At 65.4% G+C, this 14624-nt stretch carries 17 protein-coding genes; 11 read left to right on the top strand and 6 right to left on the bottom strand.

The window, feature by feature from the left end; translation table 11 throughout:
* Positions 1–20 precede the first annotated feature (20 nt).
* Positions 21–869, top strand: coding sequence for a pantoate--beta-alanine ligase (panC, locus tag ACX0GZ_RS07070; RefSeq protein WP_458814789.1), 849 nt, complete (start codon positions 21–23; stop codon positions 867–869).
* Positions 870–935: 66 nt separating this feature from the next.
* A complete protein-coding gene (locus ACX0GZ_RS07065) occupies positions 936–1232 on the top strand; it encodes a hypothetical protein (RefSeq protein ID WP_458815258.1) in 297 nt (98 codons plus the stop codon).
* Positions 1233–1359: 127 nt separating this feature from the next.
* On the opposite strand, the gene topA is transcribed toward ACX0GZ_RS07065, so the two are convergent.
* The gene (gene topA / locus ACX0GZ_RS07060) at positions 1360–3915 is read right to left on the bottom strand and encodes a type I DNA topoisomerase (protein WP_458814787.1); all 2556 of its coding nucleotides are present in this window, start codon (positions 3913–3915) and stop codon (positions 1360–1362) included.
* 124 nt (positions 3916–4039) lie between these two features.
* On the opposite strand from topA, the gene ACX0GZ_RS07055 reads away from it, so the two are divergent.
* Positions 4040–4480 carry a hemerythrin domain-containing protein gene (locus ACX0GZ_RS07055; protein WP_458814785.1) on the top strand — a complete coding sequence of 147 codons (441 nt, stop codon included), beginning with the start codon at positions 4040–4042 and terminating at the stop codon, positions 4478–4480.
* Positions 4481–4516: 36 nt separating this feature from the next.
* On the opposite strand, the gene dprA is transcribed toward ACX0GZ_RS07055, so the two are convergent.
* The 3 genes from dprA to ACX0GZ_RS07040 all read right to left on the bottom strand — a co-directional run bounded on the left by dprA (position 4517) and on the right by ACX0GZ_RS07040 (position 6446).
* Complete coding sequence (gene dprA / locus ACX0GZ_RS07050; protein ID WP_458814783.1) at positions 4517–5617, bottom strand: DNA-processing protein DprA; 1101 nt, start codon at positions 5615–5617, stop codon at positions 4517–4519.
* On the bottom strand, positions 5610–6215 hold the full coding sequence (gene plsY, locus ACX0GZ_RS07045; RefSeq protein ID WP_458814781.1) for a glycerol-3-phosphate 1-O-acyltransferase PlsY: 606 nt from the start codon (positions 6213–6215) through the stop codon (positions 5610–5612). Before plsY ends, dprA begins: the two co-directional genes overlap by 8 nt.
* A gap of 72 nt (positions 6216–6287) precedes the next feature.
* A complete protein-coding gene (locus tag ACX0GZ_RS07040) occupies positions 6288–6446 on the bottom strand; it encodes a hypothetical protein (RefSeq protein ID WP_458814779.1) in 159 nt (52 codons plus the stop codon).
* A gap of 205 nt (positions 6447–6651) precedes the next feature.
* Between ACX0GZ_RS07040 and hemA the strand changes: the two genes are divergently transcribed.
* Together hemA and ACX0GZ_RS07030 are read left to right on the top strand one after the other, a co-directional pair.
* A complete protein-coding gene (gene hemA, locus ACX0GZ_RS07035) occupies positions 6652–7896 on the top strand; it encodes a 5-aminolevulinate synthase (protein ID WP_458814777.1) in 1245 nt (414 codons plus the stop codon).
* Positions 7893–8408 (top strand): hypothetical protein, encoded by a 516-nt coding sequence (locus ACX0GZ_RS07030; protein WP_458814775.1) that lies wholly within the window; start codon positions 7893–7895, stop codon positions 8406–8408. Before hemA ends, ACX0GZ_RS07030 begins: the two co-directional genes overlap by 4 nt.
* A gap of 261 nt (positions 8409–8669) precedes the next feature.
* On the opposite strand, the gene ACX0GZ_RS07025 is transcribed toward ACX0GZ_RS07030, so the two are convergent.
* Positions 8670–9137: a hypothetical protein gene (locus tag ACX0GZ_RS07025; protein ID WP_458814773.1), complete on the bottom strand. Its 468-nt coding sequence runs from the start codon at positions 9135–9137 to the stop codon at positions 8670–8672.
* A gap of 66 nt (positions 9138–9203) precedes the next feature.
* Here ACX0GZ_RS07025 and rpiB point away from each other — a divergent pair, with 66 nt between their 5' ends.
* From rpiB to ACX0GZ_RS07000, 5 genes are all read left to right on the top strand, one after another.
* A complete protein-coding gene (gene rpiB / locus ACX0GZ_RS07020) occupies positions 9204–9659 on the top strand; it encodes a ribose 5-phosphate isomerase B (protein ID WP_458814771.1) in 456 nt (151 codons plus the stop codon).
* Between the two features lie 100 nt (positions 9660–9759).
* Positions 9760–11070: a serine hydroxymethyltransferase gene (gene glyA / locus ACX0GZ_RS07015; protein ID WP_458814769.1), complete on the top strand. Its 1311-nt coding sequence runs from the start codon at positions 9760–9762 to the stop codon at positions 11068–11070.
* A gap of 4 nt (positions 11071–11074) precedes the next feature.
* Entirely contained in the window at positions 11075–11269 is a 195-nt protein-coding gene (locus ACX0GZ_RS07010) for a hypothetical protein (protein WP_458814767.1), read from the top strand.
* Positions 11270–11731: a transcriptional regulator NrdR gene (nrdR, locus tag ACX0GZ_RS07005; RefSeq protein WP_458814765.1), complete on the top strand. Its 462-nt coding sequence runs from the start codon at positions 11270–11272 to the stop codon at positions 11729–11731.
* Positions 11732–11906: 175 nt separating this feature from the next.
* Positions 11907–13019, top strand: coding sequence for a TrmH family RNA methyltransferase (locus tag ACX0GZ_RS07000; protein ID WP_458814763.1), 1113 nt, complete (start codon positions 11907–11909; stop codon positions 13017–13019).
* Positions 13020–13022: 3 nt separating this feature from the next.
* Here the strand turns inward: ACX0GZ_RS07000 and ACX0GZ_RS06995 are convergent, their stop codons facing one another.
* Positions 13023–13340 (bottom strand): chorismate mutase, encoded by a 318-nt coding sequence (locus tag ACX0GZ_RS06995; protein ID WP_458814761.1) that lies wholly within the window; start codon positions 13338–13340, stop codon positions 13023–13025.
* A gap of 388 nt (positions 13341–13728) precedes the next feature.
* On the opposite strand from ACX0GZ_RS06995, the gene ACX0GZ_RS06990 reads away from it, so the two are divergent.
* A complete protein-coding gene (locus ACX0GZ_RS06990) occupies positions 13729–14610 on the top strand; it encodes an OmpA family protein (RefSeq protein WP_458814759.1) in 882 nt (293 codons plus the stop codon).
* The last annotated feature ends 14 nt before the right edge of the window (positions 14611–14624 follow it).

Raw genomic sequence — 14624 nt, 5'->3', positions numbered from 1 at the left:
TACTCGAAGGGCGCGAGCCTGTGCAAACCATCCGTGACCTTGAAGCCCTGCGAACCACGACCGCCGCGTTCCGCGAGGCGGGCGAGGCGATCGCGCTGGTCCCGACGATGGGCGCACTCCATGCCGGGCACATGGCGCTGGTCGAGGAAGCGAAGCGGGCCGCGCCGAGGGTGATTGCGTCGATCTTCGTCAACCCGCTGCAATTTGCACCGAACGAGGATCTCGCCCGCTACCCCCGCCGCGAACAGACCGACGCGCGCATGCTGGCCGAGGCGGGCGTCGATGTGCTGTGGGCGCCCCCGGTCGAGGTGATGTACCCCAACGGGTTCGCGACCAGCATCAGCGTGTCGGGCATCAGCGAAGTGCTCGACGGCGCGCACCGCCCCGGCCATTTCGACGGGGTGGCAACCGTGGTCGCCAAGCTGTTCGCGCAAACGCAGGCCGATATCGCGCTGTTCGGCGAAAAGGATTTCCAGCAGCTCGCGGTCATCCGCCGGATGGTCGCCGATCTCAATTGGCCCATCGACATTCGCGGCGTGCCGACCCAGCGCGAGGATGACGGATTGGCGCTGTCGTCGCGCAACATCTATCTTTCGGACAAGGACCGTGCTGCCGCAGTCGCGCTGCCGCGCGCGCTGGGCGTCGCCGCGCGGCGGATCGAACAGGGCGACGATGCCGCGTCCGCGCTCGATCAGGCTCGCGCTACACTGAAAGCCGCAGGCTTTGCGATCGATTATGTCGAGCTGGTCGATGCAGAGACGCTCGGCGCGCCCGATCCGGCGCGCGCGATGCGGTTGCTGGCGGCAGCCAAACTGGGGGGGACGCGGCTGATCGATAACGTGCCCGTCATGCTTTCCGAACAGGGTTAACGCCGTTAACCATTTGTAGAGATTGCCCCGCCATTTTGCTCGATGGGTCAAATTGGGGGACGTGAGATGGGCAACAGCCTCAAAAGCGCACAATATCTGATCGACAGCCGGATGATGGAGGCTGCGAACGGTTGTTCCGAAGCCTGCCACGATCTGGGCATCTTCTATTCGAGCGGGGCCGAGGGCACCGACATCGACCTGATCGAAGCGCATAAATGGTTCAACATCGCGGCGATGCGCGGCAACGAACGCGCGCAGGAATGCCGCGCCGAGATTTCCGAAGACATGACCGCGCGTGAGATTGCCGAGGCGCAGAAGAAAGCTCGGGCGTGGTTGCAGATGACGACGGCGCGGGCGGCGTAACCCAATTCCTCCCCTTGCAAGGGGAGGGGGACCAGCGAAGCTGGTGGAGGGTTAGCCCCCCTCTCGATCGCGCAATACCCCTCCGTCAGTCGCTACGCGACTGCCACCTCCCCTCCGAGGGGAGGATCTAAGTGTCCTTCTTCGCGGGCGCTTTCTTCTTCGCCGCTGGCTTCTTCGCCGCCGCTTTCTTCGGCGCCGCTTTCTTCTTCGCGCCCTTCTTCGCCGGAGCCGCCGCGGCTCGCGCGTCGATCAGTTGCGCAGCTTCCTCCAGCGTCAGCGCGTCCTTTTCGACCGATTTGGGGATCGTCGCATTGGTCTCGCCATCGGTGACGTAGGGGCCGTAACGCCCCTCCATCAACTTGATCTCAAGCTCGGTCCTCGGATGCTTGCCCAGCACCTTCAACGGCTCGCGCGCGGCGCCCCGCGCCGGGCGGCCACCGTTTGCGGCGGCCTCCGCCAGCTTGACGACGGCGGCATTCATGCCCGTCTCGAACACCTCAGCGGTGGAGGTCAGCCGCGCATATTTGCCCGCGTGCTTCAGATACGGCCCATAACGCCCGATCGCCGCCTCGATCGGCTCGCCGCTCTCCGGGTGCGTGCCGATGGTGCGCGGGAGCGACAGCAGTTTGAGCGCCCATTCGAGATCGAGTTCGCCCGGCAGATCCTTCGGGATCGAAGCGCGCTTCGCGTCCTTGCCTTCGCCCAGCTGGATATAGGGGCCGAACCGCCCCGACTTGCGCTCCACCGGCAGCCCGGTTTCGGGATCATTGCCCAGCGTCTCGGGCGTCGCATCGCCATTGTCGCCCTCGCCGCCCGGCTGCGCGAAGCGCCGGGTGAACTTGCAATCGGGATAGTTGGAGCAGGCGACGAACGCCCCGAACCGCCCACCGCGCAGCGCCAGCCGACCCTCGCCGCAATTGGGACATAGCCGCGGATCGCTGCCATCGGCCTTTGCGGGAAACAGATAGGGTTCGAGGAAGGTGTCGAGTTCCGCCGTTACTTCCGACGGCTTGAACTCCATCACCTCAGTCGTGCGCGGTTTGAAATCCGCCCAGAACGCATCGAGCACCTCCTGCCATTCGGCGCGCCCGCCCGATACGTCGTCCAGCTCGTCCTCGAGTCCCGCGGTGAAGTCGTAGGACACGTATTTCTCGAAGAAGCGTTCGAGAAAGGCGGTCAGCAGCCGCCCCGATTCTTCGGCGAAGAAACGGTTCTTCTCGACGCGGGTATAGCCGCGGTCCTTGAGCACCTGAATGATCGACGCATAGGTCGACGGGCGCCCGATGCCGAGTTCTTCCAGACGCTTGACCAGCGACGCTTCGGAAAAGCGCGGCGGCGGTTGTGTGAAATGCTGTTCGGCATCGACGCCCTGCTTCGCAGGCGAATCGCCCGAACGCAGCAACGGCAAGCGCTTTGAATCCTCGTCCGCGCTGTCGTCCTGACCCTCTTCGTAGAGCGCAAGATAGCCGGGAAAGAGCACGACCTGACCCGTCGCGCGCAGGGCGTGCCGCCCGGTGCCGTCCTCCAGCTCGATCGAGGTGCGCTCCATCCGCGCCGATGCCATCTGGCTGGCCATCGCGCGCTTCCAGATCAGGTCGTACAGCCGCGCATGATCGCCCGACCCCAGCCGGTCCTTGCCGAAATCGGTGGGACGGATGGCTTCGTGCGCTTCCTGCGCGTTCTTCGCCTTGGTCTGATACGCCCTCGGCTTGTCGGGGACGTAGCCGCCGTCATAGCGATTGGTGATCGCGCGCCTGGCATCGTCGATCGCCGACCCGTCCATCTGGACGCCATCGGTTCGCATGTACGTGATCGCGCCGTCCTCGTAGAGGCCCTGCGCGATCCGCATCGTATGGCTGGCGGAAAAGCCCAGCTTGCGCGCGGCTTCCTGTTGCAGCGTCGAGGTGGTGAACGGCGGCGGCGGGTTGCGCGTCGCAGGCTTGGTTTCGACACTGGCGACCGAGAAATTACCCGCCTCGACCGCGGCCTTGGCGCGCATCGCGGTGCCTTCCTCGCCGATTGTCAGCCGCTCGATCTTCTCGCCGTCGAACCGCACCAGCCGCGCGTCGAACGCGGTGCCGTCGGCCTCCAGATGCGCGGTGACCGACCAATATTCCTGAGGGGTGAACCCCTCAATCTCGCGTTCGCGCTCGACGATCAGGCGCAGCGCGACCGACTGGACGCGGCCTGCCGACTTGGCCCCCGGCAGCTTGCGCCACAACACCGGCGACAGGGTGAAGCCCACAAGATAATCGAGTGCGCGGCGCGCGCGGTATGCATCGATCAGATCGGTATCGAGCGCGCGGGGTTTCTGCATCGCCTCGGTCACCGCTGCCTTGGTGATCGCGTTGAACGTCACCCGGTCGACCTTGGCTGGCAGCGCCTTCTTCTTCGCCAGCACTTCCTGAACGTGCCACGAAATCGCCTCGCCCTCGCGATCCGGATCGGTCGCGAGGATCAGTCGGTCGGCACCCTTGGCGGCGTCGGTGATCGCCTTCAGCTGCTTGGCCTTGTCGCCATAGGTTTCCCATTCCATCGCGAACCCGTCGTCGGGCTGCACCGACCCGTCCTTGGCGGGCAGGTCGCGGACATGGCCGTAGGAGGCGAGTACCTTGAAGTCGCCACCCAGATATTTCTCGATGGTTTTGGCCTTGGCCGGCGATTCGACGATGACGAGCTGCATGAGCGAAAATGGTCCCTTACGTGTACGCGCGAGCGTGGCGGGGAGGTAGGCGCACCGTCAAGCATCCGCCAGTCGCTTTTCCTTAACCCCTGATCCGGCATGAAGGCGCACGGGGAGCCAATCGATGTATTCGTTCGAACGCCTGATCGGCGAACATGCCGAAATCACCGCCCTTGCCCACACGCTGACTCGCGCGATCGAAGCGGGCGAGGATGCCGATACGAAGCATGCCGCGCTGATCGCCTTGTCGAACGACCTGACCGATCACCTGGCGCGCGAGGATGCCGACATCTATCCCCGGCTGATGATGAGCGCCGACGAAGGCGCCGCCAGCGCCGCGCGCGACGCAGTCGCGAAATTCGAAACCCTTGCCGCCGACTGGACAACCTATGTCGCCCGCTGGTCGCGTGACGCGATCGACGCCGACGCCCGGGGCTTTGCCGAGGACAGCGTCGAAATCCTCGTGCGGCTGGCGGCACGGGTGAAGGTCGAGAACGACCTGCTCTATCCGATGGCGCTGCGCGCGGCGCAGATCACGCTGCGCGAGAACGCGGTCGCGGCCTGAACCATACGCCTTCGCGGGAATGACGAAATTCCGAACTCAAACCAAACTCACGCGCCCGCCTGCGTGGCGTTCCAGTCGCCCTGCCAGTTCTAGTTCGAGCAGCACCGTCTGGACGATGGCAGGCGGCAGGGCCGACTGGCGGATGAGTTCGTCGACCGCGACCGCAACCGGTGACAACAGGTCGAGCACCGCATTCCGCTCCCGATCGCTCGCATCGGTAACCGGCGGAGGCGGGGTGTAGTCGTTCCCCGGCGAACGAAGCGCGCGATCGTCGATGGGGCGCACCGCTTCCAATATGTCGGCGGCGCTCTGAACCAGCGTTGCGCCTTCGCGGATCAGCAGATTGCATCCCTGCGCTCGTGGGTCGAGCGGGCTGCCGGGCACGGCCAGCACGTCTCGCCCCATCTCTCCCGCCAGCCGCGCGGTGATGAGCGAACCCGATTTCGGCGCGGCCTCGACCACCACGGTCGCCAGCGACGCGCCTGCGATGATCCGGTTGCGCCACGGGAAATGACGGGCACGCGGTTCCGCGCCCGGCGGCTGTTCGGCAATCAGCAGGCCGCGCGTCGCCACCGCTTCCTGCAATTCGGCATTCTCGGGTGGAAAGGCGATGTCGATCCCGCTCGCAATCACCCCGACCGTGCCGCCGTCGATCGACCCGACATGCGCCGCCGTATCGATCCCGCGCGCCAGCCCGGAGACGATCGTAACCCCCTCGCTCGACAAGGCATGAGCCAGGTCGCGCGCGAAGCGCCGCGCCGCTGCCGACGCATTGCGCGCGCCGACCATCGCGACGCAGGGCCGGGCGAGCAGCGCCGTATTGCCGCGCACGATCAGCGCTGGGGGCGCCGAGTCGGTCTCGGCCAACAGCCGTGGATAATCGGCATCGTCGATGAACAGGTAGCGCGCACCCAGCCGCTCGACCGACGCGATTTCGCGTTCGACCAGCGCCAGCGCGGCGATTTCGGGCGGCTTGCCCCCGCCGCGCGCGGCCAGCATCGGCAGGGCTTCGAGCGCCGCTGGGGCGTTGCCGAACCGGGCAACAAGCTGGGCATAGGTGACCGGGCCGATCCGGGGCGAACGCAACAGGCGGAGCCTGGCAATCCGCCCGTCCGGCCGCCGATCCGCATCAGCCACGCGCGCGACCGATCCTCGGTTCGTTTCCAGCAAACAGGCGGTCGATATTCTCGCGGTGCTTCCACAGGCAGATGAGCGCGAGGCCGATCAGCAGGATGACGATGTCGAACCGCCCGAAAAAGGCCGCCGCGACCGGCGCGCTGACGGCGGCGAGCATCCCCGCGACCGACGAAATCCGCAAGGTCGCGAGCAGACCCAGCCAGACCAGCGCATAGACCAGCCCGACCGGCCAGTGCAGCGCCAGCACGATGCCCATCAGCGTCGCGACGCCCTTGCCGCCCCTGAATTTCAGCCAGACCGGATAGCAATGGCCGATGAACGCGCCGGCGGCGGCAACCGCTTCGTTACCCGGCCATAGCGCGGCGGTGATCCAGACCGCGATCGCGCCCTTCAACAGATCGAGCAGCAACGTCGCCGCCGCCAGCCCCTTGCGCCCGGTGCGCAGCACGTTGGTCGCGCCGATATTGCCTGAACCGATCGTACGCAGATCGCCCGCGCCCCCGATCCGCGTCAGCAGCACGCCGAATGGAATCGACCCGAGCAGATAGCCGATCACCAGCGCCATCGCTGGCGCGAACCAGAGGATTTCAGTCGGCAATCGAGGCTCCCCGCATGTCGGGGCCGATATTATTGATTTGATTGCCGAAGCGCAACAATTGCGATCCGCGGATCAACCGGCCTTGCGTGCTTCGTCACGGTGAGTGATGGCCGAATAACGGGCGGCCAGGTCAAGATGCGCGCGACGCGCGCATTCGTCGGTTGCCGCTGCCGCCTGGGCGCGCGCCTGTGCTTCCCGCCTACGGTAATAATCGAGCTGTGTGGTTTCCATTTTCGCCCTCCCGAGGGCTCGCCCGACGCGCTTGAACGGAAGGTCCACGAGTCGCGTCCGGCGATGTCGCCTTTATACCACAGCCCGACGGACGATCGCTTGATCGAGGGCAAGGACACCCCACGGTTCATCGGATTTGTTGCACAAGGCGATCGGGGCTTTGATCTGGAAATGCTGCGAAACTCCCGCTAAGGCCTCCATCGTCATGACCAGCGAAGCGACCCCCGCGCCCGTGCTCGACTATGGGCGCGTCTTTTCACAGGCGATCGACCGCCTGCATGCCGAGGGGCGCTACCGCGTCTTCATCGATATCCTGCGCAACAAGGGCGCGTTCCCCAACGCGCGCTGCTTTGCCGGACATAACGGGCCAAAGCCGATCACCGTCTGGTGTTCCAACGACTATCTGGCGATGGGCCAGCACGCCGCCGTTATCGGCGCGATGGAAGAGGCGCTGCACAATGTCGGCGCCGGGTCGGGCGGCACCCGCAACATCGGCGGCAACACGCATTATCACATCGACCTCGAAAGCGAACTCGCCGATTTGCACGGCAAGGAAGCGGCGTTGCTGTTCACCTCGGGCTATGTCTCGAACGAAGCGACGCTGTCGACGCTCGCCAAGCTGCTGCCGGGCTGCATCGTCTTTTCGGACGAGCTGAACCACGCATCGATGATCGCTGGGATCCGCCATTCGGGCTGCGAAAAGCGGGTGTTCCGCCACAACGACCTGGCGCATCTCGAAGAATTGCTTGCCGCCGAAGACCCGTCCGCGCCCAAGCTGATCGCGTTCGAAAGCGTCTATTCGATGGACGGCGACGTCGCGCCCATTCACGCGATCTGCGACCTGGCGGACAAGTATAACGCGCTCACCTATCTCGACGAGGTCCATGCCGTCGGTATGTATGGCGCGCGCGGAGGCGGGATTTCGGAGCGCGACGACGCGGCCAAGCGCCTGACGATCATCGAGGGCACGCTGGGCAAGGCGTTCGGCGTGATGGGCGGTTACATCGCCGCCGATCGCACGATCATCGACGTGATCCGCTCTTACGCGCCGGGCTTCATCTTCACCACCTCGCTGTCGCCGGTGCTGGTCGCAGGCGCATTGGCGAGCGTCCGCCATCTGAAAGCGTCGAGCGTCGAGCGCGACGGCCAGCAGGCAGCGTCCGCTCGGCTGAAGACGATGTTCGCCGATGCGGGACTGCCGGTCATGGCATCGACCACGCACATCGTGCCCCTGATGGTCGGCGACCCGGTAAAGGCCAAGAAGATCAGCGACATCCTGCTCGCCGAATATGGCGTGTACGTCCAGCCGATCAATTATCCGACGGTCCCGCGCGGCACCGAGCGGCTGCGCTTCACCCCCGGCCCCGCGCATGACGCGGTGATGATGGCGGAGCTGACGCGCGCGCTGGTCGAAATCTGGGACCGGCTGGAACTGCGCGCCGCCGCTTGAACCCGGCAGTCGGCCTCGTCCTGCTCGGTGCGGCGCTGCTCGTCGGCGGCGTCCTGTGGACGATCCAGCGCAAGGCGATCGATCCCTTCGACCGATTCCGCCAGCGCCTGTCGCATCAGGTGCTGACCGCGAGCCCTGCCGCGATCCTCACCGAAACGCTCGACGCGGTGACCGAGGCGCTCGGCAATCCGCCCACCGACGCCTGGCTGTGGGAAACCGGCGGCATGGTCAAAATGACCGCGCGCGGGGTCGGCCAGGATTTCCCGATGCCGGAGGTCAATCCCTGGGCAGGCGTCGGCGACCCGTCATCGCCGATCGCGTTCCTTTTGACCTTCGGCCCGGCGGGCATGATCCGCGTCGGGCGCGGCTCTTATTCCGCCCGCTCCCGGGACGCCGCCAAGGCCTTGGTCCCCGCCATCACCGCCGCGCTGGAAGCCGCATTCCTCCGCCAGAAACAGGGCGAGGAGATCGAGGCGCTAAAGGCCCGGCTGGACGCGCTGGAAGGGCGATAGCCACCCATCTCCGTTCGTTTCGAGCGAAGTCGAGAAACATGGGCGTGGCGCGTGGATCACGTTTCTCGACTTCGCTCGAAACGAACGGAAGTCGGCCGCCAGCCGCTTCCTGTGACGCCAAGGGTGGTCGAGATTCGGTTCGGGCTGAGTCGAAAAACAGGCTTGCCGAGAACCGGCGCGCAACGTGCTTCCGGCACGTGAGCACCGGAAGCGCAAGCAAGCGTGTTTTGCAGGCCAGCCCGGACCGAAGATCGATCGCCCTTAATCCCGGCAATAACCCTCGCCGGTGGTCACCGTCAGACAATCCTGCTTGTCCAGCAGGTAGCGCAGACCCGTCGCCTCGCCGTCAGTGGCGGTCAGCAGGAACGTGCCATCGGGGCGGGTGAAGCGAATGCCACTCCCCACCGCGTCACCGGGGAAAGTGCCCATATCATCGAGCGAATACTGCATTTCCAACGTGAAGGCGCCATTGCCGCGTGCGGGGTCGGGCTGGATGTCCAGATACATGCCCTCGACACCCGTCCAGCGTCCGACCCACTGCGCCGGATCGACCGGGGTGACCGGCGTGATCATCGCATCGCTCGCATTGGCGGGCGCGGGCGTATCGTTCGCCATCGCGTCGATAGCGCTGGTATCGACCGTGGCATCGGGGATCGATTCGGTCGGCTCGACCTTGCCGCAGGCCCCGAGCGCCGCGATCAGCGCCACTGCCGTCATCACTCTTGCCATCATCGCGTTTCGCCCTCTCTCAACTCGCTGGCGTCCAATCTGCCCTTGGCCTAAAGACTTGGCGCTATGGATACCACCCCCCAACACCGCATCGCTATCGCGTCCGACCATGCCGCCATCGACATGAAAGCGCAGCTTGTCGCTTGGTTGCAGGGCGCCGGGCACGAAGTGATCGATCTGGGACCGAACAGCGACGCGCGGGTCGATTATCCCGATTTCGGCTACAAGCTCGCGCAGAGCATCGTGAGCGGGGACGCGACGCGCGGCATCGCGCTGTGCGGATCGGGCATCGGCATTTCGATCGCGGTCAACCGCAACCCGGCCTGTCGCTGCGCGCTGGTATCAGAACCGCTGTCGGCGAAGCTGGCACGCGAGCACAATGACGCGAATGTGCTGGCACTTGGTGCGCGGCTGACCGGGCTCGATATGGCGAAGGCGTGCGTCGAGGCATTTCTGGCGACCGGCTTCGGCGGCGACCGGCATCAGCGCCGGGTCGACAAATTATCGACTCCGCCCGCCTGAAAAGCCGGGTGGCGTTCCGCCGCGACCGAGCCTAGAGAAGCCGCGAACCGTGGGCGGATGCGCCCCCAGCGACTCTCAGGCCAAAGAGGTTCCCTTCGCGATGAGCACCAATCCGCAGACCCTGTCCTCCGTCCAGCCGGATGGCTTTTTCACGCGCACGCTTGCCGATGCCGACCCGGCGGTGTTCGCGGGCGTCGCCCACGAGCTGGAGCGCGAGCAGACCCAGATCGAACTGATCGCGTCCGAAAACATCGTGTCGAAAGCCGTGCTCGAAGCGCAGGGGTCGGTTTTCACGAACAAATATGCCGAAGGCTATCCCGGCAAGCGTTACTATCAGGGCTGCCACCCGTCGGACGAGGTGGAGACGCTGGCGATCGACCGCGCCAAGCAATTGTTCGGCTGCGGCTTCGTCAACGTCCAGCCGCACTCGGGCGCGCAGGCCAACGGCGCGGTCATGCTCGCGCTGACCAAGCCCGGCGACACGATCATGGGGTTGAGCCTGGATGCGGGCGGTCACCTCACCCACGGCGCAAAGGCGGCGCAGTCGGGCAAATGGTTCAATGCGATCCAGTATGGCGTGGACGCTGAGACGCACCTGATCGATTTCGACGAGGTAGCGGCCAAGGCGCGCGAGCATCAGCCCAAACTCATCATTGCGGGCGGCTCCGCCTATCCGCGCATCATCGACTTCGCGAAGTTCCGCGCGATCGCGGACGAGGTCGGCGCGCTGTTCATGGTCGATATGGCGCATTTCGCCGGCATCGTCGCAGGGGGCTTGCACCCCTCGCCGTTCGAGCACGCGCATGTCGTCACCACCACCACGCACAAGACTTTGCGCGGTCCGCGCGGCGGCATGGTCATGACCAATGACGAGGCCATCGCCAAGAAGATCAACTCGGCGGTGTTTCCCGGCTTGCAGGGCGGCCCGCTGATGCACGTCATCGCCGCCAAGGCAGTAGCGTTCGGCGAGGCGCTCCAGCCGGAATACAAGACCTACATCGCCGCCGTGGTCGAGAACGCCAAGGTTCTGGCGACCACGCTGAAGGAGCGCGGCGCGAACCTGGTTTCGGGCGGGACCGACACGCATCTCGCGCTGGTCGACCTCACCCCGCTCGGCGTCACCGGCAAGGATGCGGACGAGGCGCTGGAGCGCGCGGGCATCACCTGCAACAAGAACGGCATCCCCAACGATCCGCTGCCGCCGATGAAGACCAGCGGCATCCGCGTCGGCTCGCCTGCTGGCACCACGCGCGGTTTCGGGACGGCGGAATTCCGCGAGATCGGCAACATGGTCGCCGATGTCCTCGACGGTTTGCGCGAAAAAGGCGAAGCGGGGGATCAAGCGGTCGAGGCGAGCGTTCGTCAGCGCGTGCGCGCCCTGTGCGCGCGTTTCCCCATCTATCAAGGATGAAGCGATGAGCCTCGAAGACAAGATCAACGAAGTCCCCGGTACGATCAAGAACACCCCCGGCCTGGGCAAATCGATGGCGAAATGGGCGGCACTTGGTGCCGTGGTCGCCGTTCCCCTGCCCTTCACCATCCCATTGGGGGCGATTGCGGGCGCTACCTATGCCTATTGGAAGGGCAAGAAGAACAAGCCGATCGTCTGAATGCGCTGTCCGTTCTGCACCCATGAAGACAGCCAGGTAAAGGACAGCCGCCCCGCCGAAGACGGGGCGGCCATCCGCCGCCGCCGCCAGTGCGAGGCGTGCGGCGCGCGCTTCACTACGTTCGAACGCATCCAACTGCGCGAACTGACCGTCCTGAAATCCGAAGACCGCCGCGAACCGTTCGAACGCGACAAACTGCTCCGCTCGGTCTCCATTGCGTGCCGCAAACGACCGATCGATCAAGCGCGCATCGACAAGCTCGTCTCCGGCATCCAGCGCCAGCTGGAAACGCAGGGCGACGGCGAAGTCACCACCAACCGCATCGGCGAAATGGTTATGGAAGCGCTGAAGGGATTGGACTCGGTCGCCTATATCCGCTTCGCCAGCGTGTATAAGGACTTCACCGAAGCCCGCGATTTTGAAGAGTTTGCAGGGACGGTGACCGAGGTCGGGCGGGGATAGTCCTGTACCCTCCGGATTAGCGCACGTCCCATTCGTCCCGAGCGCCCTTTCTCCCCCCAACCCGTTCGTCCCGAGTAGCCTTCGAGCTTGTCGAGAAGGCGTATCGAGGGAGCACCCCGCCACGAAACGCCAACGTAGCTTGTCGAAAACCGACATCGCAGGATATGGCACCACGATGACATTCTGGGCCTATATTATCCGCTGCTCGGACAGCCTTTACTACACGGGACACACCGACGACCTCGAACGCCGGATCGCCCAGCACCAATCTGGCGAAGTGCCCGGCTTCACCAGCATCCGTCGTCCCATCGAACTGATGTGGTCGGAGTCCTTCACCTCGCGTGACGAGGCGTTGAGCGCCGAACGCAAGGTCAAGAACTGGTCGCGCTCGAAAAAAGAGGCGCTGTTTCGCAACGATTGCGATGGAATATCCAAGGCGGCGCGAAAGCCGGTTCGGATTACGGTGAACGGTGACAGCGCTCCCTCGATACGCCTTCTCGACAAGCTCGAAGGCCACTCGGGACCAACGGGATTGGACGAAGTGGAGATGGATATTGGCCGAAATTCCGCCTCCGCTCCTCCGCCCGTCATCATCCTCGTCCGCCCGCAACTCGGCGAAAACATCGGCAAGGCCGCGCGCGCGATGCTCAATTTCGGGCTGACCGAAATGCGGCTCGTCGCGCCGCGCGACGGCTGGCCCAATCCGTCCGCCGGTCCCGCCGCATCTGGCGCGGACCTCGTGCTCGAACGCGCGCAGGTCTTCGACACGCTTGCCGAGGCCGTCGCCGATTGCGGGCACGTCTATGCGACCACCGTTCGCAAGCGCGGCGTCACCAAGCCAGTCGTCACGCCGGAGGAAGCCGCGTCGGAAATCCACGGCGCGCCCACCCGCTCGGCGATCCTGTTCGGCCCCGAACGCTCGGGGCTGGAAACCGACGACGTCGCGGTCGCACGCACGATCGTGACCGTGCCGATCAATCCCGAATTCGGCAGCCTCAATCTGGCGCAGGCGGTGATCCTGGTCGCCTATGAATGGTCCAAAGGCCAGGCGCTGGCACAGCCGCCCGCGACCGACCTGCTCCCGCCCGCGTCGCAGGACGAACTGGACGGGCTGATCGGCCATCTGGAGGGGATGCTCGACAAGGCGGGCTATTTCTTTCCGCCCGACCGCATCCCGGCGACCCGGCGGACGCTGCGCGGGGTGCTGACCAAACCGGCCTGGAACGCGCAGGAAGTCCGCACGATGCGCGGCGTACTGTCGGCGCTGGAGCGCCCGCGCAACCGCTGAGCGTTATTCGGCGGCCACCCGCGCGTCATAGGCGTCGAACTCATAGGCGATCGACGCCTCGACCAGCCGGTCCCAGATCGCCGCGATCTCGTCCGCCGGAATACCGCCCGCCACCGCCGCCGCACGCGCATTGGCGATCACCTGAGCCTTGCGCGCCTCGTCGCGCACCGCGCCGCGGTCCGGCTTGATGCGCGCGGCGGCATCCATATAGCCGAAGCGCGTCACCAGCAGCGCCACCAGCGCACGGTCCACGGCATCCACGCCTGCGCGAACCTCGGTCATGGTGGTGCAGTCGGCGGGTGCTACGCGGTCACGGGTCATGCCCGCTTCTTTAGCGGCTGGCCTGCCGATGCAAAGGGAAGATTGCTCCGTCGGTAAGCGATTTCCCACCCCATCCAGGCGGTCGCCATGCCGCAATCCCTGGCCACCCATCCCTTCAAGAGCCCCCCGAGTCGCGGCATGGGCCGCCGTCGGCCTGCCGCAGGATGCGCTCGAATTGGCCGCAGATCGGCCACGTCTCCGCTCTCGTTCATCTGCGTGAAAGGTGGGTCCGAACACCGGGAAATCCCACGGCGTCGAATTCTGCTCCAAAGGTGCAGCCATCGATCCGTAAGGAGGGTTTCGACCGCCGGATAGGCCCCCTTGGGCGACTGTCGAACAACACGCCGCGACCGCGCGGGCCCGACGATCGAATTTGGAGGAGTATGCTATGACCGCCATTATCCGAAGTCCCAAACTGCTTCTGGCGCTCGCGATGATCGCAGTGCCCGCATCGGGCAGCCTTGCCCAGCAATCGCAGGAGCCGCCCGCCGCCGACCTGTCGGTCAGCGTGGATAGCCCCCCCGCCCCCGACGCCGCGCAGATGACCGAAGGACCGGAGATCGAAGGCATCATTTCCGCGCGCAGCGGCGACCGGATGAAGGTGACGTCGGCCGACGGCACCGATTCGATCATCACCATCACCGACGCGACCGAAATCCGCGCGAGCGGCGGCTTTCTGGGCCTGAACCGCAACAGCCTTGCCGCGACGTCGCTGCTCAACGGAGTCCCCGTCAACGTCAGGACGCTGCAAGCGGGCGAAGGACTGGTCGCGAGCCGCATCAATCTCAAAAGCCGCGATCTGAAAACCGCGTCGATGATCCAGAACGGCACCGCGCAGGGCTTTGCCGAACAGACCGCGGCCACCGAAGCGCTGCGCGGTCGCATGGCCGACATCGATCAGTATAACGTCAAAAGCACGACCAACGTGAATTTCGACACCGGCAAGGCCGTGTTGTCCGAACAGGCCAAGGCAGAGCTGTGCGCCGCCACCTCGCAGGCAGAGGGGATGGACAATGCCCTGCTCCTGGTCGTCGGTCACACCGATTCCACCGGCAGCGACGAGATCAATCAGGAACTGAGCGAAAAGCGCGCGGGCCGGGTCGTCAATTACCTGCAACAGAGCTGCGGCTGGAAACCCTATCGCATGCTGACCCCGACCGGCATGTCGATGGCCGATCCGATCGCCAGCAACGACACCGACGAAGGCAAGTCGCAGAATCGCCGCGTTGCGGTAAACGTGCTGGTCAGCAAGGGCCTCGACGGCCTCTGACGTAACGGCAACGG

Source organism: Sphingomonas aestuarii (assembly GCF_054457155.1).
Note: the sequence above shows the minus strand (reverse complement) of the source record. Positions and strands in the feature narration are given on the sequence as shown.

Coding starts and splice junctions, on each gene's coding strand:
- ACX0GZ_RS07025 (WP_458814773.1), bottom strand. CDS start 9,137: ATGGCAAGAGTGATGACGGCAGTGGCGCTGATCGCGGCGCTCGGGGCC.
- topA (WP_458814787.1), bottom strand. CDS start 3,915: ATGCAGCTCGTCATCGTCGAATCGCCGGCCAAGGCCAAAACCATCGAG.
- nrdR (WP_458814765.1), top strand. CDS start 11,270: ATGCGCTGTCCGTTCTGCACCCATGAAGACAGCCAGGTAAAGGACAGC.
- ACX0GZ_RS06995 (WP_458814761.1), bottom strand. CDS start 13,340: ATGACCCGTGACCGCGTAGCACCCGCCGACTGCACCACCATGACCGAG.
- ACX0GZ_RS07065 (WP_458815258.1), top strand. CDS start 936: ATGGGCAACAGCCTCAAAAGCGCACAATATCTGATCGACAGCCGGATG.
- ACX0GZ_RS07010 (WP_458814767.1), top strand. CDS start 11,075: ATGAGCCTCGAAGACAAGATCAACGAAGTCCCCGGTACGATCAAGAAC.
- hemA (WP_458814777.1), top strand. CDS start 6,652: ATGACCAGCGAAGCGACCCCCGCGCCCGTGCTCGACTATGGGCGCGTC.
- ACX0GZ_RS06990 (WP_458814759.1), top strand. CDS start 13,729: ATGACCGCCATTATCCGAAGTCCCAAACTGCTTCTGGCGCTCGCGATG.
- rpiB (WP_458814771.1), top strand. CDS start 9,204: ATGGATACCACCCCCCAACACCGCATCGCTATCGCGTCCGACCATGCC.
- glyA (WP_458814769.1), top strand. CDS start 9,760: ATGAGCACCAATCCGCAGACCCTGTCCTCCGTCCAGCCGGATGGCTTT.
- ACX0GZ_RS07055 (WP_458814785.1), top strand. CDS start 4,040: ATGTATTCGTTCGAACGCCTGATCGGCGAACATGCCGAAATCACCGCC.
- ACX0GZ_RS07000 (WP_458814763.1), top strand. CDS start 11,907: ATGACATTCTGGGCCTATATTATCCGCTGCTCGGACAGCCTTTACTAC.
- ACX0GZ_RS07040 (WP_458814779.1), bottom strand. CDS start 6,446: ATGGAAACCACACAGCTCGATTATTACCGTAGGCGGGAAGCACAGGCG.